The organism is Enterovibrio qingdaonensis (genome assembly GCF_028683135.1).
GTDB classification, from domain to species: Bacteria; Pseudomonadota; Gammaproteobacteria; order Enterobacterales; family Vibrionaceae; genus Enterovibrio; species Enterovibrio qingdaonensis.
The window spans coordinates 393,503-412,934 of the sequence record NZ_JAJUBB010000003.1 but is presented as its reverse complement, the minus strand read 5'-3'; the positions used below and the strand labels follow the sequence as shown (position 1 = coordinate 412,934).

General features: G+C 46.2%; 17 protein-coding genes. 6 read left to right on the top strand and 11 right to left on the bottom strand.

Annotated elements, in window-relative coordinates; translation table 11 throughout:
• Positions 1-95: 95 nt before the first annotated feature.
• The 11 genes from panP to LRP49_RS06650 form a co-directional block, all read right to left on the bottom strand.
• Positions 96-1,751 carry a pyridoxal-dependent aspartate 1-decarboxylase PanP gene (gene panP, locus LRP49_RS06700; RefSeq protein WP_274141117.1) on the bottom strand — a complete coding sequence of 552 codons (1,656 nt, stop codon included), beginning with the start codon at positions 1,749-1,751 and terminating at the stop codon, positions 96-98.
• Positions 1,752-1,903: 152 nt separating this feature from the next.
• Complete coding sequence (locus LRP49_RS06695) at positions 1,904-2,440, bottom strand: hypothetical protein (RefSeq protein WP_274141115.1); 537 nt, start codon at positions 2,438-2,440, stop codon at positions 1,904-1,906.
• Between the two features lie 212 nt (positions 2,441-2,652).
• Complete coding sequence (locus tag LRP49_RS06690; protein WP_274141113.1) at positions 2,653-3,720, bottom strand: sn-glycerol-3-phosphate import ATP-binding protein UgpC; 1,068 nt, start codon at positions 3,718-3,720, stop codon at positions 2,653-2,655.
• Between the two features lie 39 nt (positions 3,721-3,759).
• On the bottom strand, positions 3,760-4,608 hold the full coding sequence (ugpE, locus tag LRP49_RS06685) for a sn-glycerol-3-phosphate ABC transporter permease UgpE (protein ID WP_274141111.1): 849 nt from the start codon (positions 4,606-4,608) through the stop codon (positions 3,760-3,762).
• Positions 4,608-5,489 carry a sn-glycerol-3-phosphate ABC transporter permease UgpA gene (gene ugpA / locus LRP49_RS06680; RefSeq protein ID WP_274141109.1) on the bottom strand — a complete coding sequence of 294 codons (882 nt, stop codon included), beginning with the start codon at positions 5,487-5,489 and terminating at the stop codon, positions 4,608-4,610. Before ugpA ends, ugpE begins: the two co-directional genes overlap by 1 nt.
• A 56-nt stretch (positions 5,490-5,545) precedes the next feature.
• Positions 5,546-6,850 (bottom strand): sn-glycerol-3-phosphate ABC transporter substrate-binding protein UgpB, encoded by a 1,305-nt coding sequence (ugpB, locus tag LRP49_RS06675; RefSeq protein WP_274141107.1) that lies wholly within the window; start codon positions 6,848-6,850, stop codon positions 5,546-5,548.
• Positions 6,851-7,139: 289 nt separating this feature from the next.
• A complete protein-coding gene (locus LRP49_RS06670; protein WP_274141105.1) occupies positions 7,140-8,390 on the bottom strand; it encodes an ABC transporter substrate-binding protein in 1,251 nt (416 codons plus the stop codon).
• A gap of 2 nt (positions 8,391-8,392) precedes the next feature.
• Positions 8,393-9,835, bottom strand: a complete 1,443-nt coding sequence (locus tag LRP49_RS06665) for an ATP-binding protein (protein WP_274141104.1) — start codon at positions 9,833-9,835, stop codon at positions 8,393-8,395.
• Positions 9,825-10,547 carry a response regulator transcription factor gene (locus LRP49_RS06660; RefSeq protein WP_274141103.1) on the bottom strand — a complete coding sequence of 241 codons (723 nt, stop codon included), beginning with the start codon at positions 10,545-10,547 and terminating at the stop codon, positions 9,825-9,827. Before LRP49_RS06660 ends, LRP49_RS06665 begins: the two co-directional genes overlap by 11 nt.
• A 169-nt stretch (positions 10,548-10,716) precedes the next feature.
• A complete protein-coding gene (locus tag LRP49_RS06655) occupies positions 10,717-10,815 on the bottom strand; it encodes a MetS family NSS transporter small subunit (protein WP_157490740.1) in 99 nt (32 codons plus the stop codon).
• Positions 10,812-12,311: a sodium-dependent transporter gene (locus tag LRP49_RS06650; protein WP_274141102.1), complete on the bottom strand. Its 1,500-nt coding sequence runs from the start codon at positions 12,309-12,311 to the stop codon at positions 10,812-10,814. The genes LRP49_RS06655 and LRP49_RS06650 overlap by 4 nt, the downstream gene beginning before the upstream one ends.
• Positions 12,312-13,247: 936 nt before the next feature.
• On the opposite strand from LRP49_RS06650, the gene cydH reads away from it, so the two are divergent.
• The 6 genes from cydH (at position 13,248) to LRP49_RS06620 (ending at position 19,192) form a co-directional block, all read left to right on the top strand.
• On the top strand, positions 13,248-13,340 hold the full coding sequence (cydH, locus tag LRP49_RS06645; protein ID WP_274141100.1) for a cytochrome bd-I oxidase subunit CydH: 93 nt from the start codon (positions 13,248-13,250) through the stop codon (positions 13,338-13,340).
• A gap of 88 nt (positions 13,341-13,428) precedes the next feature.
• Positions 13,429-14,658: a patatin-like phospholipase family protein gene (locus LRP49_RS06640; protein ID WP_274141098.1), complete on the top strand. Its 1,230-nt coding sequence runs from the start codon at positions 13,429-13,431 to the stop codon at positions 14,656-14,658.
• 25 nt (positions 14,659-14,683) lie between these two features.
• Positions 14,684-15,241 carry a sugar O-acetyltransferase gene (locus LRP49_RS06635; protein WP_274141097.1) on the top strand — a complete coding sequence of 186 codons (558 nt, stop codon included), beginning with the start codon at positions 14,684-14,686 and terminating at the stop codon, positions 15,239-15,241.
• A 146-nt stretch (positions 15,242-15,387) separates the two neighbouring features.
• On the top strand, positions 15,388-15,987 hold the full coding sequence (locus LRP49_RS06630; protein WP_274141095.1) for a GTP cyclohydrolase II: 600 nt from the start codon (positions 15,388-15,390) through the stop codon (positions 15,985-15,987).
• Between the two features lie 362 nt (positions 15,988-16,349).
• Complete coding sequence (gene emrD, locus LRP49_RS06625) at positions 16,350-17,552, top strand: multidrug efflux MFS transporter EmrD (RefSeq protein ID WP_274141093.1); 1,203 nt, start codon at positions 16,350-16,352, stop codon at positions 17,550-17,552.
• A gap of 242 nt (positions 17,553-17,794) precedes the next feature.
• The gene (locus LRP49_RS06620; protein ID WP_274141090.1) at positions 17,795-19,192 is read left to right on the top strand and encodes a peptide MFS transporter; all 1,398 of its coding nucleotides are present in this window, start codon (positions 17,795-17,797) and stop codon (positions 19,190-19,192) included.
• The last annotated feature ends 240 nt before the right edge of the window (positions 19,193-19,432 follow it).

The following is a 19,432-nucleotide window of genomic DNA, read 5'->3' as shown; positions in this document are numbered from 1 at the left end:
ACAACGCCTGATATTTAGCGTAGTCATTGATTAGAAAGCATGAAATATAGTGCAGCGAGAAGTGCCGCGAGATGCGGCACTTCTGTTCGAGTTGACTAACGTTTAGGCGTTGACAAAATGCGATCCGCAAGTGCGTTTAGCTGTGGCAATGCAATGGTACTCTGCGCTGCAATGTCGCGGTGCTCGTCCAGCACTTCCTGAAGAATGTCATGTGTAGTCAGCGGGTTGGCAAGTACCACGCGAAAAACGCTGGTTGCACGGCGGGCAAATTTTTCGGGCTTTAATGTTGTGCGAGACACGAAGGTGTTGCCTGCTTCTCTTTGTCTTTTTTGAATGAAAATCGTCAAGTCATTCAATAGCGCATGGAGCTGTTCGAATTCTTCCTGATTTGCTTTTTTCAGCGCATTTTGAACAAGTTCTGGAACGAAACGATAGGTAAGCAAGCAGAGTTCGGGTTCAGTAATCAGTTCGAAATCCGATTGTGCTTGGATTAACTCGGCAAAGTAACGCGCTTTATCAACGCTTTGATCGATGAGAAGTTCATAGCCTTGGCGGCCAATGATATTTAAGCTGGCGAACAGCAGCATAGCCATCCCGCTTCGCGAGCCCTCCAGTGTATGGCTACCTAAATCTTTTGAGCCCTTGCGAAGGATGTAGTCAGCATGGTGTTCAATCGCAGAAACCAGTGTAGGGTCTTTGAAAATCACCATCCCGGCCCCCATTGGGACGTACAATTGTTTGTGGGCATCGATGGTGACAGAGTCTGCACGCTCAATACCGCGCAGTTTTGGTCGCTGATTTGACGACATCAAGCTTGCACCACCCCATGCTGCGTCGACATGGAAGTGAATACCTTCATGTTCAGCGATATCTGCCATTGCTTCTAGAGGGTCAATATTGCCGGTTTCTGTGGTTCCAGCAACGCCGACTAGCGCAAACGGCTTGATATTGCGTGCTTTCAAGTCGTCAATTTTGTCTTGCAGTTTATCCAGACAAATACGGTTATGTTCGTCTGTTGGGATAGCGATTAGTGACTCTCTGCCGATACCCAGCACGTCTGCGGCCTTTTTGAGAGAATAGTGGCCTCTTTCAGACACGAGGATCGCCAGATCTTCGTATCCGTAGTGTTTCATTGCACGAAAAATGCCTTCTTCGGCGACCCCTTTAAAACCGTGACTGGCTTTTAATGCGCTGTTACGAGCAACCCACAACGCGGTGATATTCGCAATTGTCCCACCTGAACAAAAAGCCCCGAGTGAATGATGGGCACTGTGCATGCAGGATTGATAAAAATCTTTAGAACACCCGTAGATAAGATTGTGCAGCATCCCCAGCACTTGCCTTTCGAGTGGCGTGAACGCCTTGGACGTTTCAATTTTCACTGTGTTTTGATTCAGGCCAATCATAATTTTTGACAGTGGCATCAGAAAATAAGGAAGTGCCGATGTCATATGGCCAATAAACCTTGGGGAAGAGGTATGGACTGACTGTGCAACGACCTTATCGAGAAGGAACTCCGTGTGATCAGAGACGAACGTTGGCTGCTCCGGAATACAAGGGTCACTGAAATCTTGTTCGATATCAGATAGGGAGCTATCCGTCGCTGCAATGTGATCTTGCAAAAACCGATTCAGGTTCTGTGAAATTGCTTGTTCGATGCTTCCAAGTGTTGAGTTTGGTGCTTCTGGAACCGTGAAAATGCGTTGAAGGCTTTCTAACGACGCTTCTGCCTTCTTTGTATCTTTAACCATCCGGGGTACGTTCTCAAAGAGTGGTGCGAAAGAATTACACGATGAGGGAATAAAATTCAACTGAGTTTTCGTGCGGGTATAGGTGGGGAATCAATGTTTTATAAGGTTTGAAAAGAAAAGCAGCATAAGAATGCTGCTTTTCTAACGGCGAATTATGCGGCTTTATCGCAGGTTGTTTCCGCGAGTTTTTGCATTTCATCATTGTATTTTTTAAGCGGAACTTCGATTTCTTTTGGATGGCTGAGTAGATCAGCCAACGCCGAACGCAGGTCGTAGTTTCCTTTGTGTGCTGCGCCTTGGCGGAAACTAAAGACTTTCTCCGCTTGGGGTGCTAGCGACGTGTTCGATTGGCTCAGTGCCTTAACGTCTTCTTGTGTCAGATTGAGCCAAGACTCAACAGGGGCATCGAAGTTGAGCTTGCTTGGATCGTTATCCAAATAATAATCAAATGCAGCTTCGTTAAGCATAAAGTGGTTACGGCGTCCTTCAAGAAACCAGGTTGCCACACTTTGTAATTTTGGGTCTTTTTGAATAGACAAATTGACCAGACTTTCGTACCAACCGATCGAGGCATCAATGTAATTGTGGTATTTCTGCGAAACACACAAGGTGTCGAGTTCATTGATGTCTTTTGCAAATGCTACGCCGGGTAGAAGAAACGAGAGAAAAATATAGGCTGAACGACGCATTACTTAATTCCTTTTGAGTCGGAAGTTTAGTTTCCAGCAAAGAGCAAGCGGGAATTGTTTTTATGGCTCTAATGGTAATGGTAGTGAGATCAGAAGGAAAACAAAAATTTTGCGAGAAATTAGCAAATTGAAGTGACCCACACTTTACGTTTTTTCTTGTGAAGTGTGGGCTGTAAATATTAGGTCAACAGTATGCGTAACGAGTGTTTTGTTTAAAGCTCGATACGCTTTTCAGTTTCTCTGTCAAAGAGGTGGATATTGTGGTTTTCGATCGTCAGTGGCAGTGTCGCACCATCTTCAACGACCACATGACCTTCAAGCCTCAGCGTCATGGTGATCGAGGTTCCAGATAGGGTGCCATACACCAAGAGATCTGCGCCCAGTGATTCAGTCAGAGTGACGTCCATCGAAAGTAGCTGTGTTTCGGGTGTCTCTGATATCTGGAGGTGTTCTGGGCGAAGGCCTACATAAGCCTGCCTGTCTGCGATATGTGTTTGTCCGAGTACGTTGTCATTTTCCAGTTTGAGGAAGCCATCTTCTATCGAGACTGGAAGAATATTCATCGAAGGGCTTCCAATAAACGTGGCGACAAACAACGAAGCAGGGCGATCGTAGACCTCTAAAGGTGTGCCAACTTGCTCGACATCACCGCCATTTAGTACAACCAATCGATCGGCCAGCGTCATGGCTTCTACCTGATCGTGCGTGACGTAAATGGATGTCGTGTTCAACGTGCGTTGTAGTTTCTTTATTTCGAGTCGCATCTGAACGCGAAGTTTCGCATCAAGGTTGGAGAGCGGCTCGTCAAACAAGAACGCTTTGGGTCGACGCACAATGGCTCGACCCATGGCGACACGTTGCCTTTGACCGCCTGATAGTTGTGACGGTCTGCGGTGCAGGAGATGGTCGAGCTCGAGCATTTTAGCCACTTCGGTAACCGTCGTTTCAATGTCGGCTTTAGGTACGCCACGATTTTTCAGGCCATAAGCCATGTTATTGAACACAGACATGTGGGGGTATAGCGCATAGTTTTGAAAGACCATGGCAATGTCTCGCTCGCCCGGCTCTCTTTCATTTACGCGATCGCCCCCGATGCTAAGCGTTCCATCACTGATGGTTTCCAGCCCCGCAATCATGCGGAGAAGGGTGGATTTCCCGCACCCACTGGGGCCAACGAGTACAATCATTTCGCCGTCGTTTATATCGAGATCTACTCCGTGTATCGCCTTGAATCCATTAGGGTAGACTTTCTTAATTTGTTCTAGTGTCATTGTTGCCATTCACGCGTCCTCTGTGTGAAAGAGCTTCTCTCACGTATTCTATTTTTCTGTCTCAACAAGGCCTTTTACGAAAAGTCTTTGCATGCCTAATACCACTAACACTGGCGGAATCATGGCCAGAAGGGTTGTTGCCATCACTTTGTTCCACTGAACTTCTCCGTCGCCAACGGCAAGCATCCGTTGAATGCTCATTACGATGGTGTAGTAGTTGTCATCTGTGGTGATGAGCAAAGGCCATAGGTATTGGTTCCAGCCGTAAATAAAGGTGATGACAAACAAGGCCGCGATATTCGTGCGAGACAAAGGAAGCAGAATATCGAAGAAGAATTTCACCGGTCCTGCACCATCAATGCGTGCCGCTTCCAGCAACTCTCCGGGTACAGTAAGGAAAAACTGCCGAAACAAAAAAGTGGCGGTCGCACTGGCTATCAAGGGTATGGTTAACCCCGACATGGTGTTGAGCATGCTTAAATCAGCAATGACTTGGAACGTTGGCATAATGCGCACTTCGACAGGCAGCATTAGGGTCATGAATATTACCCAAAATGCCAACATTCTTCCGGGGAAGCGGAAATACACCACGGCGTAAGCAGAAAGGATAGAGATCGACAACTTGCCGAACGCAATCCCCAATGCCATGAGCGTAGAGTTCCAAAGCATGCCTGCCACGCTGATGTTTAGCTCACGCGAGGTACCTTCGACAAGGACTTCTCTGAAGACATCAAACCCTTTGTCGCCAAACCAAAGCGGCGTCATGCCACTGACAAATTCTCGACTGTCATGTGTTGCTGCCGTCAACGCGAGCCAAACGGGCAATGCAACGGCCAAAACGCCAAGTATCAAGATGAGATGACTGAACAAGGTCAGTAGTGGGCGTCTTTCTACCATCAGTAAGCTACCTTCTTCTCAACGTATTTAAATTGCACCACAGTCAGTGCGCCTACCAAAAACATCAGCAGTACTGATTGCGCCGCCGATGAGCCCAAGTTCAGCCCAACAAAACCATCGGCATAGACTTTGTACACCAGCGTTGTGGTTGAATCGCCGGGGCCGCCTTGTGTCATGGCATGGATAACGCCAAAGGTATCAAAGAAGGCGTACACCAAATTCACCACGAGCAAGAAGAAGGACGTGGGCGACAGCAGCGGGAATATGATGGTGAAAAAGCGTTTCACAGGGCCAGCTCCATCAATGGCAGCGGCTTCTATCAGTGAACGAGGGATGGATTGCAGACCGGCTAAGAAGAACAAAAAGTTATAACTGATTTGCTTCCATGTGGCGGCCACGATCACCATAAACATAGCGTCACCGCTGTTAATAAAAGGATTCCATCCAATACCGAGAGCCGCCATACCATGCGCCAATACACCCACTGTTGGGTTAAACATAAATAGCCAAAGCACACCCGCAACCGCAGGCGCGACGGCGTAAGGCCAAATCAACAATGTTTTGTAGGCGGTTGCCCCTTTTATTGCGTGATCTGCCATCACTGCAAGTAAGAGCGAAACGCAAAGTGCCAATCCAGCAACAGCAAAACTAAAGAAGAGGGTGGTGCCGAATGTGGAAAAGTAGGTGCTGTCTTGGAGCAGTTCGAAGAAGTTATCTAATCCCACAAATTCGGAGCTTAAACCGAACGGGTCTTCAAGGAGTGCGGACTGCCATACTGCTTGCCCAGCGGGCCATAAAAAGAAAATAAACGTAATGATGAGCTGCGGAGCAAGTAGCAACACAGGGAGCCAAACATTATGAAAGACGGGTTTGTTATCCATAACAACCTGCAGATACGGGAAGAGGTAAAGGGGCCTAAGCCCCTCGTGCTTATTGCTTAGTTGTTCGCTTTCGCAAACTTAGCCAGTAGGGCATTTCCACGCTCTGTGGCTTTGTTTAGTGCATCTTGAGCACTGGCTTTACCTGCCCAAACGTTCTCCAATTCTTCATTGATCACGTCGCGGATTTGAACAAAGTTACCCAAGCGGATCCCTTTTGATGCTGGCGTTGGTTCGACAGAGGTCATCTGTGTGATAGCCACATCCGTGCCAGGATTTTTGTTGTAGAAGCCTTGCTCTTTACTCAAATCATATGCGGCGTAAGTGATTGGCAAGTAGCCAGTGAATTGGTGCCAATCTGCTTGAATTTCCTGACCTGACAGGAATTTGAAGAACTCAGCAACGCCTTCATAGTCTTTCTTGTCGTGGCCTTGTAGAACCCACAGTGTTGCGCCACCGATAATGGAGTTTTGAGGCTGCTTGATTTTAGAAGACCAGTAAGGCAGTTGTGCTACGCCAAAATCGAAGTCTTTAACGTTGTCTTTGATTCCGGCATAAGACGCTGATGAGTTGATGTACATGGCACATTCACCGCTATAGAAAAGCGGCGCACTGTCAGAACGGCGACCACCATATTTAAAGGCGCCATCTTTCTGCCATTCAGCAAGCTGGTTGATGTGATCCACAAAGATCTTGTCGTTGATCTTCAGTTTTGCATCAGAGCTATCAAAGCCATTATTTGCCGTTGCAATAGGGGCGTTATGACGGGCACCGAAATTCTCAATTTGTGTCCAAGATTGCCAGCCCGTGGTAAAGCCACATTTCACACCGTTCGCTTTGAGTTTCTCGGCAACAGGGCCCATTTCTTCCCAGGTTTTAGGTGGCTCAACACCTGCTTTTTTCAGCAGGTCTTTGTTGTAATACAGCACTGGCGTTGAGCTGTTGAAGGGCATCGAAAGCATATTGCCATCGCTGTCGGTGTAGTAACCCGTCACAGAGGCAAGGTAGTCCTTTGGATTGAATGTTGTTTTAGTGTCGGCCATGAGTTCATAGACGGGGTAAATCGCGCCTTTCGCCGACATCATGGTCGCTGTACCGACTTCAAATACCTGCACAATTTCAGGTTGTTGTTTCGCACGGAACGCGGCAACAGCCCCAGTCATTGTTTCGGTATAGTTGCCTTTATAAACAGGTTTGACGACAAACTCATTCTGGCTGGCATTAAACTTGTCTGCGATTTCATTTACTTTTTCTCCCAAGTTACCGCCCATTGCATGCCACCATTCAATTTCGGTAGCAGAGAGAGCTTGCCCAGAAAACGCCAGAGAGAGGGAAGTAAGTAAAGCTACGTTGCCCAGCTTCATAGATAACTCCTTGTTAACCTGCTTTTATAATGTGATGTGGATAGTTTCTAACGAACATAGCTATGTTCGAGTGAGCACTATAGGGTGTTAATATGAGCGTTATGTTACATTTTTGTTATAACATCGATATCGGGGAAAGTGTTATGTGCACAGATCACGAAGTGGACAATTTCGCGGACAAAGGACGGTTTCTTAAAAGCTAGATGCTTGATGGGACAACGAGATGAAGAAAGAGAGGAAATTGCCCGAACTGTGAACAGGCTAGCAATTTCCTCACATGGAGTTAGCGTTAAAGTTTGTCTGCCAGAACGGCGGCACGAATGTGGCGCATGGTGTCGTTAATGTCGACATCCTCGTTTTCAAAAAAACGAGAAATAACATCGAACAATGCAATTTGAGACGCGCGGCCAATCGCCATATTGTGAGAGAGGCTAGCAACCAAGTTGTCAGTGGCTGCAGTACGTAAAAAGGCTTCCATAGATTGTTTCGCACAGCCATCAAAGCCTTGCATATCCATGTCTATCCGCACTGGGATAGAGCCCTTCGTAAGGTTAAATTCTTTTTGAAATTCAGGCTCTAGAATTAAGGTAGCCAAGGCTTTTTGCGACTTAATCGTTTCCGGGTCGCCGTTTTTAAAGAAGACGAAGCTATCTACGTTAAATGAGAATTGGTTAGCAGTTCCTGGTGCAGGGATGCATACATAGTCTTTGCCTTCTTGTTTATTCGCGGCAATGAATTCACCCTTCGCCCAGTCTCCCATCATTTGCATTGCTGCTTTGCCTTCAATAACTAACGCCGTGGTATCACTCCAATTCCGGCCGGGTGCGTCTGCATCCGTGTACTGTTTCATACGGCGGAATATCTCGAGTGATTCTCGGAGTTTGTCGCTGGACAAGGCGTCTGAGTTGCCTTCAATAAATGCTTGTCGGAACTGGTCGGAACCCATCACTGCTAGTGCGATTGATTCAAACAAGGTTGTTTCTTGCCAAGGCTCGTTACCTAGTGCGAGAGGGATGTAGCCTGCCGTTTTGATTTTGTCGGCAGCGACAAAAAAATCATCCAGCGTTTCAGGCAGCTTCGCACCCGACTTAATGAATATTTCAGGGTTTGCCCACAGCCAGTTGACACGGTGAATGTTGAAAGGAACAGCGACATAGTGATCGTTGACTTTCAAGTAGTCCGCCACACGGGTGGGGACAAGGCGACTCCATTGCTGTTCGAGGGCAATGTCGTCCAGGTTAGTAAGGAAACCTGCTTTTCCCCATTCTTGTATCTCTGGCCCTTTAATCTGGGCTACGTCGGGTGGATTACCAGAAAGGGCACGGATGCGCAGCGTGTTAGTTGCACTTTCGCCAGCGAGACCTGCTACGGCAAAGTCTTTCCAGGGGCGGCCTTCTTCTTTCATTTTTTGTTTAAGTGAGTCGACGGCAGCAGCTTCACCGCCACTCGTCCACCAGTGAAGAACCTCAAGTTCTTGGTTATCTGAAGCAAAAACAGGAAGTGCAATGCTTAGCGACAGAAGAAATGTTCTAAGTTTCATCGCTATACCTTGGGGAATGCTATGTCAATTTGTAAGCCACCATTGTGGCGGTTTGACAGAATAATCTCTCCGCCATGTGCCCGAATGATGTTTTTTGCGATACCAAGGCCAAGCCCTGTACCGTGTAAATCCGTGTGCAAGCGGAAGTAAGGGTCAAAGACCTTTTTCAGGTACTCATCTGGGATACCTGGGCCATTGTCTATCAGTGTGATGTCCAATGACTTGTCACTATCATGAATGTATACCGTGACTTCTTCACCATACTTAACGCCGTTATCTACCAAGTTGGTTAAGCAGCGTTTAAATGCCAAGGGTTTGCAAGAAAATGGTTGTTTTTGTTCACCAGAAATAAACACGCGTTCACGCCCTTGATTGTGCACTTCAGCAATGCTGTTAATGATCTGAAGTACGTCAAGCTGCTCAACATTCTCATGTATATCAGTGTCTTTTACGGTTTGCAGTGCACCTTTCACCATGATCTCTAATTCATCGAGATCTTTGTTAATTTTGGCGGCTTGCACTTCGTCATCGATGAGCTCTGCACGCAGGCGTAATCGCGTGATTGGCGTTTTCAGGTCATGAGAAATTGAACCGAACAGTTTTTCACGATCATGCATATACCGTTGTAAACGCTTTTGCATCAGGTTAAACGCCCGGGTTACGGTGGTGATCTCGGCAGCACCTTCTTCGACGAGTTCGGGTTGTTCAATGTCCGTACTTAACTTATTGGCTGCCATTGCTAGCCGTTTGAGTGGTCGCGTTTGGTTTCGGATAAGCATGTAAGTGAAACCAAGAAGTAGGGTAGTGATTGCGATCAAGAATACCAATTGGTCGGCATTGACGATTTCATTATTCAACGTCACGTAAGGCGCGGGTAATACCGCAGCAAGGTATACCCATTGCTTCTTTGCCAGCTCAATTTGGACAACGAGGATTGGCGGGTTGAGCGGCTCCATGCTCAGGGTGTGGTGTGCCCATGATTTTGGCAGGTCAGAGAGTAATAAGTTGTTGTTTAATACGCGCAGTGTTTCGGGTTGAGAAAACTCGACGAAAACGTTTTTTACGTTCGGTAGCTTCTTCTCCAGCACTTGCTTAATCGCTGATATAGCTTCTTTCTTTGCGGCATTTTCTGGAATGGGATCAATCTTGATTTCTTCTGCATTAAAAGAAACAAAGAACCGTGCGCCGCCCATATTACGCAGTTGGTCTAGTGCGATATGGCGGTATTCAACCGGGAGAGATTGAAAAAATGCGGTTGTCGAGGCAAACATTTCCGCCATGCTCTCCGATGCCGCGCGAAGACCTTCTATTTCACGCTCTTTGGATTGGGTATACCAGAAAAAACTAGCAACCCCTTGAGCGAGGATGACGGAAAGCACGGTTAACAGCAGCGTTCTCGATAAGAGAGAACGAGGCCAAAAGTAGCGTTTGAGATTAAGATTCATACGTAATCTCTGCAACGAACATATATCCGTTTCCACGCACCGTCTTGATAATGGTTGATTGCTTTCCGTTGTCTTTTAGACGTTGTCGAAGTCGACTTAGCTGCACATCAATGCCACGTTCTTGAGGCTGCGCGTCGCGCCCACGAATGGCGTTAGATATCGCGTTTCGATCCAATAAAGTCTGTGGGTTTTCTAGGAACAGCATCAATAAAGCAAAGTCAGCAGACGTCATTTCGACTTCCTGTCCAGTTACTTGATGATTCAATCGCTGTGTAACAGGGTCTAAACGCCACTGTGCGAAACGAATGGCTTTCGGCTTAGACATGGTTGTTTCTTGCAGTTGTTGCGTGCGACGGAGCAGGGCACGAATGCGTGCAACCAATTGGCGAGGGCTGAATGGTTTCGCAATATAGTCATCGGCACCGAGTTCAAGACCGATGATTTGGTCCGTTTCATCCGACACCGCGGTCAACATGATGATAGGTACGCTGGAATCCTGACGGACATACTTACACAGGGTAAAGCCATCGTCGCCGGGTAGCATAATGTCTAAAAGAATAAGATCAGGGTACTGAACCGCCAGCTTGGCTTTCATTTCTAACCCATTTTGCGCCGTCGTTACGTCGTAACCTGCTTTGGAGAGGTACTCCTGAAGCAACTCACGGATCTCTAAATCATCATCAACCACTAAAATCCGCTTCTGATTTAGCATGCGGCGCATTCCTCTTATTCTTTTCGGTAATTGCCATATTATCTTTGAGAATAAAGAGCAGTGCTAGCGCGAAGGGGGGAATTTGCTTAACGGATGTCAAAAACAGGCGAGTTCGGTGATTTAGCCAGCAAAAAAAAGCCCCGGTTTGACCGGGGCTTCCATTCGATGTTTACTTGCTGGCTTTAATTGCTCGGCTGATACACCAAGCCGCTCCGCCCCAAGTGATGCCAAAACCTATCAGCATCATGATGATTGCGCCTGTTGTCATGCGTTAGCCTCCTCAACTTGTGCAGTTTCTTTCGCTGGACGTGATGTTGCGTTGACAACAATACCGACGATTAACAATGCTGCAGTGACACCCCAACCCAGAAGTAGCAGGTCACTTTGTTCATAGCCGCCGTATCCATTTTTGAAGGTGTTTAGCAGGTTAGTGCTAACGATCCACGCCAACATAAGTGGGCTTAGGAAACGTACACAGATTTCCAACCAAATACCGACTGAGAATTCGGACACGCTGTTGACGTGTGCACGGATATCAGAGGTTTTGATCAGCCAACCAATAATCACCAACTCAACCAAACAGCTAGCCAGAAGCGCAACGTTGTTCATGAAGTAGTCAACTAGGTCAAGAAGCAACAAGCCGCCGTTGGTTGCGAACGCCATAGAAACGACAAGACCAACACCACACACAACTGACGCTGCAACTTTACGGCTAACATTCAGCTTGTCGATGATTGCAGACGTTACCGCTTCAATGATCGAGATGTGAGAGCTAACACCTGCAACCGCCAAAGACAAGAACAGCAGTGGGCCCAAGATATAAGGTGCCGGTAGCAAGTTGATAGCTTGTGGCAGCGTTACGAATGCAAGGCCTACACCCGCACTCACAACTTCTGTTACTGCCTTACCCTGTTCCTGAGCCATGTAGCCAAGGATAGAGAAGATCAGTACACCGGCCATCATAGAGAAACCACAGTTAATCAGAACGGTCATACACGCATTGTTGTTAACGTCTGACTTTGATGGCAGGTAGCTTGAGTATGCCAACATGATGGCAAAGCCAACAGACAGGGTGAAGAAGATCTGTCCGTATGCCGCAGACCATACCTTCGCATCGCCCAGCTTACTGAAGTCCGGAGTGAACAGGTAGTTTAGGCCATCTACTGCGCCCGGAAGGAACGCAACGCGACCAATCAGAAGAAGAATCATGATGAAAAGTAACGGCATCATGATTTTGCTTGCGCGTTCGATACCGCCTTTAACGCCAGTAAATACAGCGGCAAAGGTGATCGCCCATGCTAGCGCGAGTGGCAGTGCAATGTGCCATTGAATGCCGCCCAGGTTGCTTGGCGAATTATCACCCAGTTTTAGGTACTCACCAAAGAAAAAGGCGTTAGTGTCCGTGCCCCAGCTTTGTGTAAACGAGAAACCAAAGTAAGAAAATGCCCACCCAATAACCGCTACATAGTAAACAGCGATAGTTGCGGCAATGCCCACTTGGAACCAGCCAAGCCACTCATATTTGGTGTTGAGCTTTGAGAATACAACTGGCGCAGAACCACGGAATTTATGGCCCATGCCAAATTCCATGATCATAAAAGGAATACCCGCGGTCAGCATGGCAAAAAGGTAAGGGATAAAAAATGCGCCGCCGCCGTTTTCATATGCCATATATGGGAAACGCCAGATGTTCCCCAAACCGATAGCGGAGCCTACAGCCGCCAGGACAAAACCTGCACGAGAGCCCCATTGTTCTCTTTTCATAACTTCTCCTTGTTGTCGCTAACACCGTTCCATCATTGTTCTCGATTAAAGCGCATCATTTCGCTTCACGAGAGTTGGTGTGCGTAGATTGTTGGCAGTATGTATTTATTGTGTTTCTGCCACCTAGACACATGGGTGTTGTGGCGTTAGCTCAACCATGTTGTGTTTGGAATCGTTCCCTTGCTAATGTGCAATATAATCATCTGCCAGCAAGGTTGTTAGCAGATTAAGCGTTGGTTATAGCTAAATCAATAGCGAGAATCTCTTATCTTTATCCTGATGTTAGGGGGAAGATTTTATATGATGGGCATTCAGTGGATTAATCTAAATGTAAACAGTTTATGTATAGTGTATTACGCTAGTTAAAATATATTGGGTGGTAGAAAGTAGTAATTTGGTTGTACGAGTCAACTGACGCAAAATTGTACAAAAATGCGTTTTGGTTCGAATATATTGTTAAGTGGTCAAAAATAAACCAATAGTGATGACGTAAAGCACTCATTATTGGCGAAAGTGTCCATGAGTACATATTTTTGTGCATTCTAACTTATTAAATAATAATGAGTAAAAACTGCATATATTTAGATGTCGAAATAAATTGAATGTTAAATGCATGTAAAGCTCAACTGAGGGTTTGATAGGGTTTATAGGCGTAAATAGGCGAGATAACGGCGAGTTTATTTTGAACGACCTAGGCTGATAAATCTGTCACTCCTGACAACTTCCTCCTCCATCTTTTACTCTTTCTACCAGTAAATGATTCTATGAAGCCTTGCTATGATAGGCATTATGCTTTGAGTCACAATTTGAAACATACTGATGAACGCATTGCGGAGATAGTTTCAAATTGTGAATGTTACTGCTTGATTCGCACCGCGCTCTACATTATGTATATGTAACATCAATGTTGTATTTTGTGGGTCGAGGGCATTAAAAATGGATACGAACTTAAAAATTGCTTTATTCACTGCGTTTACAGCCCTAGCGGGTATCATCACCTTTGCAACCGTCGCGATTGTGTACTCGTAACATCTCTTTGCACAAACTGTTGGCTCTGCAATAGTGACCTTGAGTAGAATGGTGTTGAATATAGAACGGCATTCTCTTAGAGGTTGGTGTGCAGAGCTCCAATGTAAAGAAAGGTTCATCGTTAACGCTTGATGATCAATACAAGCGTCATCCTTATCTCTCCCAAACGCAATCACGAAAGCTGAGAGTCGCATTGGTCGCACAAGGTGGCGGGCAACGTGGCGTGTTTACCGCAGGCGTGATTGATGCATTTCTAGAGGCACAATTCGACCCCTTTGAGCTGTACATTGGCACATCTGCTGGTGCGCTAAACCTTTCCTCTTATATCACTCGTCAGCGCGGCTTTGGGTTTCGTTTTATTACCCAATACACAACACATGACCGTTTCTTCAATTTGATGAAGTATGTGCGTCGCCAGCAATTTATGGATTTGGATTGGGCATTAGAAGCCGCAGGCCCTAATCACCCTGGTGGACTTCGTGTGGAAAACGCTCGGTCTATCCTCCAAAAACGGCGTGCCTATGCGTGTGTGACCAATACACACACGCTTGAACCTGAATACTTCCATTTGTTAGAAGACAACTACATGGACGTGTTGAAAGCAACATGTGCCATCCCTTTGCTCTATCCAGAAAGCGTCCAAATTGGTGATCACCATTTTGTCGATGGCGGTGTGAGTGGCGCGATTCCAGCGAGAGAAGCTTATAACCGTGGTGCCGATATCATCATTGTTATACGTACCGAGCCTGTAGAGGAGGAAGAAGCTGAAGAGGAAATGACAGATTCTTCCGCATTTCTCGATAATCTCAAAACGCGCATGGAACAGCGATTACCCCAATATTACGAACGCTTTAATGTGGAAGATCGCCTTGAAAAATTGCAGGATTTTCATGGTCATGTTCAGCATCACGTCCAATCCTTAAAAACGCGCTATAAAGAAAGCCATCAAGAACCTATTTGGCATAAACTCAGAGACATGGTGCCAGATAAACTTAACAAGAATGGTGGAAGGTGGTTGTTTGGAGGTGAATCTATCTATCGTTTGCAGGCCATGAGCGGCCACAGAGTAAACGCTGATATGTTCAACATGCTCACGAAACACTATCAAAGCTATCATGATGCTATTGAGTTTATGGCAAATCCGCCGTCGAGAACGTTGCTGATGCAAATTGCGCCCGATGCACCACTTGAAAGTAGTGCATTGTTGAGCAAGTCATTTCAATTGAAATTGGATTATTTTCAAGGGCATGAAATGGGTAGAGCATTTTTAAATCAATATGGATCTGCGTTAAATACGCTTTCGACAGTCGGCAAATAGAGACATTTTAATCAGGGACGAATTTTTGACTGAATTTGAAAAGATGCAGCAGGGGCTACCATACAGCCCTGTCGACCCAGAGTTGATGCAATTTCGCTTTGCATCCAGAAGGCTTTGCCAACAGCTAAATGCAGTCGATCCTGCGGATACTGACAAACAGGATATGGTGATTACCAAATTGTTTGCTCGGCGGGGGAAAGGTGTGGTGGTAGAAGCTCCGTTTACTTGTACCTACGGCATGAACCTGCACCTAGGTAACAATGTGGCGTTTGGGCCAAACTGCACAGTGATAGACAGCGGACACATCGAAATCGGCAATAATGTGCTGATTGGACCGGCAGTAGGGTTGTATACAACGACCCAAGCCCTGTTACCGCTTGAACAGCAAAATGGCGATAACGAGATCTCGCTGCCTATAATTATTGGCAACAACGTAGTAATTGGTGGTAACAGTGTCATCAAAGCTGGCGTATCGATTGGTGAGGGAGCCGTAATTGATGCAGGCTCAGTGGTGGAAGGCGATGTAGAGCCATTTGCCGTTGTTTCGGGGAATCCGGCTGCCGTAGTTAGACGCCTTCGTTGATTCGTTATTGGCAGTGGTGCTGGACTTCTGTTACGATTGCCCGCCACATTGATTGAATTGTTATAATATAACAATTATTGAAATTGATGTCGTAGTATAGGGCAGTACACCTCGGTTAACGCCGACATAACAGAGTATTACAGTCGATGGCAAAAATTAGAGCAAGAGTCCCGTTGAATGTTGGAGTGGGAAGTCAGATTCCTGCTGAAATCCTGTCATTCGAAGGTTTGACCTCAAATAAAGAGCACGTCGCAATCATCTTCCAATGCGCTGATAAACAGCAGGGTGCCCCCCTGGTTCGTATGCACTCAGAATGTCTCACTGGTGATGTTTTTCACTCATCCCGTTGTGACTGTGGCGAACAGTTAGAAGAAACCATCCAGAAAATGGGTGAGCAAGGCGGTATTTTGTTGTACTTGCGTCAAGAAGGTCGAGGTATTGGCCTTTACAACAAATTGGATGCGTATGAATTGCAAAGTCAGGGAATGAACACGTATGAAGCGAACAACCATCTAGGTTTCGCTGATGATCTGCGCACATTTGAAGATGCGGCAGATATGCTTAAAGCATTAGGTGTGACAACCATTCGTCTGATTACGAACAACCCGAAAAAAATCAAAGATATTCAAGACCACGGTATTGAGCTTGAAGCGGTTGTAGGTACTGAAGCGCATCTTAAAGACGGCAACAAACTTTACCTGAAAGCGAAAATCTCTCACGGAAAGCACAAGCTTCGTCTGAGTTGAAAATTCGCGTTTCAAAAAGTTTTTAAAGCCCAGCATTCGTGCTGGGCTTTTCTGTAAGGGCCTTTACGCAGTACTTCGATAGTGCATTAAGACCTTTTGATAAAGAATAGAAAGCACTCAGAGGAGTGCTTTCTTTTTGCTCTCAATTTAAGCATTAGAAAAACTAATCCTTTCTATGATTTCTTATCGTGTATGAAACACGTTTTTTATGTTGTTTAACTTTGCTCTCGCCACTAGTATCTGCGAAAAATTCTAAGAGGGAATGAAATCATCCGTTGTTTTCTTCGTTAGAGCCCGTTTCTACTTCTTTCCCTCGCATAAAAGAAACTTAACTAATACTGCTTGCTTAGGGAGAGTTGGTGATGTCCTCGACAACGCCTTTGTCTAAAATCCTTCTAATGATCATCATTCTGGCTGCTGTCGGACAGATGACTCAAACCATGTATGTTCCGTCAATGGCATTGATGGCGGACGACTTCAGCGTATCTCCAGCTCTGCTGCAAGCCGTGATGGCCTGTTACCTGATCCCTTATGGTTTGTCCCAGTTTATTTATGGCCCGTTGTCTGATCGTTTTGGACGTAAGCCAATTATCTTAATTGGTCTAGCTATTTACCTTGTGGGCACGATCGCTGCGCTGTTCGCGAACTCCTTTACGCTATTTTTGGCGGCGAGCGTTATTCAAGGTGCGGGTATCGGTTGTGGCGGTGCCATGGCGCGTACACTTACGCGCGATTGTTTCGAAGGTAGCCGTTTACACCGCGCAAACAGCCTTGTCAGCGTAGGTTTGATCTTTTCACCATTAGCGGCTCCCGTGATTGGTGGTGTGCTGAGTACCTATATCAATTGGCAAGCGAGCTATGCATTTCTGCTTATCTTGGCGGCAGTTGTGTACCTCATCATGTCGCTCTATTTCGAAGAAACGCTACCCGTCGAAAAGCGTCGTAATGATTCTGTATTAAAGCGTTACCAGTACGTAATGAGTAACCGCCAATTTCAGGGTTACCTGATTTGTTTGATTGCTGTTTTTTCTGGTATTGCGGTATTTGAAGCGGCTGCTGGGGTAATCCTTGGTAGTACGCTGGGTTTGAATGCAGCGAAAGTAAGTATGCTGTTTGTTTTACCTCTGCCTGGTTTCATGTTAGGTTCTTGGCTATCAAGTGTGATTGAACAACGTATGACCGGCGCGAAATCTCTGATTATTGGAACGCTAGTTTTGATCATCGGTGCGTTGGTCGTGTTTGTACCGGGTATCGAAGGTATTGTGACCGTAGAGACCTTGATTGGCGGCGCGTTTATTTATTTCCTCGGAGCCGGAATTTTGTTTCCTTCGGCAACAACAGGGGCGTTGTCACCATTCCCTCACCATGCGGGTACAGCGGGAGCAGTGTTGGGTGGCGTTCAGAATATGGCTGCGGGTTTCTTTACACTGATTGCCGCAAAAATGAGTGTCAATGATCAGTTTTCATTGGGTGCAATTCTATTGGCAATGGCGGTTGTGACGGGATTAGGGCTTCTACTGTGTAGAAACAGAAAAGTGGCACCAGATTTACCTATCACAGCATAAAAATATTAGGTTGTTTTGCATTCGATAACCGCAGGAATTTCAAACGTTATTTCTGCGGTTTTTGCGTTTTAGTGTGACTTAATCGCTTTTATCAACAATGAAATCTTAAGTTTTTGTTCATTTATTATTTGCGACAAGTGTCGATTTGGTGCAGTCTGTACGGCCTGCGGCGGAGACTAGAGAGGAAAGGAGGCCCCGATATTGCCCCGCCAGGCTAATAATAATAGGCGGTATAGACAAACATGAATGCAAACACTCAGGCAACTTGGCTTGGTCATCCTCGCGGATTGTTCCTGCTCTGTGGTACAGAGTTGTGGGAACGTTTCTCCTTCTATGCAATGCGCGCCATTCTGGTGCTTTATCTCACAGACAAAACCATTAATGGTGGTCTTGGTTGGACGACCCAAGATGCACTGAATCTCTATGGTATCTATACCGGTCTGGTATATCTGACACCTGTGCTGGGTGGTTGGTTAGCCGATAATTTCCTAGGTCAACGTCGCTCTATCATTATTGGTGGTGCATTGATGGCGATTGGTCAGTTTACACTGGCACTGCCAAACAGCATCATTGACCCTTATGAACTGCACGCTTTCTACGTTGGTCTTGCATTCCTAATCATTGGTAACGGTCTGTTTAAGCCGAATATTTCTACCATGGTTGGTCATTTATACAATGAAGGTGATAACCGTCGTGACGGCGCGTTTACCATCTTCTATATGGGTATCAACCTAGGCTCTTTGCTTGCCGGTATCATCGCGGGTACTGCTTCAACGGAATACGGCTGGAAAGCAGGTTTCCTATGTGCGGGCATCGGTATGTTGTTGTCGCTGGTGATTCAGTTGGTATTTGCAAACAAATATCTCGGCAGCATTGGTATTGAGCCGGCGGCGAAAAAGCAACTTCGTGAGTCAGGCTCTTTGGAAAAACAACCACTGACCAAAATTGAACGCGATCGCCTAAAAGTGATTGTTGTGATGAGCATGTTTGTGATCATCTTTTGGGCAGGTTTTGAACAAGCTGGTGGTCTGATGAATATTTACTCGCAAGAGTATACAGACCGTATGATTGGTGCGTTTGAAATTCCAGCGGCTTGGTTCCAATCATTGAACCCGTTCTTCATTATCTTGATTGCACCAATGCTGGCGGTATTCTGGCGTCGACTGGGTGCCAATGAGCCGAGCTCACCGATCAAATTCGCTATGGCAATGGGTTTCTTGGCGTTAGGCTTTGTTTGTATGGTTGGTGCGGCGATGCAGCAGGGTGGTGATATGTCTGTGAAAGCTTCCATGTGGTGGCTGGTAGGCGCATATTTCTTCCATACGCTGGGTGAGCTTTGCTTGTCTCCTATCGGTCTGTCTTTGATCACCAAACTGGCACCGCTACGTTTGATGTCAGTGATGATGGGTACGTGGTTCTGTGCGAACGCAGTAGCTAACTACGTTGCTGGCCTGATCGGTAGTCATGTAGGTGATGCGGGTCCATTAGCTATCTTTGGTGGTATCGCGGCAACGGCTGCAGTAGCTGGAGTTCTCTTGGTGCTGTGTTCAAGCAAATTGGTTGATTGGATGCACGGTGCTGAAGGAGCAAAATCTTTGGACGACGCTAAACCACAAGAGCCAACACCAGCGACCGTTTAAAGTTTAGGAAGAACTAAAATAGTACGAAAAGCCATCCATAAAGTGATGGCTTTTTTGTTATGAGGACTGTCAAAAAGTATTCAATTCCGTACTAACCGGTGTATGTGGTACTACTTTTGTCATGCTTCAGTATTGTATTCGGTATCATTATTTTCTAATGCCACTTGGCACTTTGTTCCAACCAAACTAGATAAAATCCCGCCCTTGTCCTGAAAATCCTCCTAATTCTTATGAATAGCC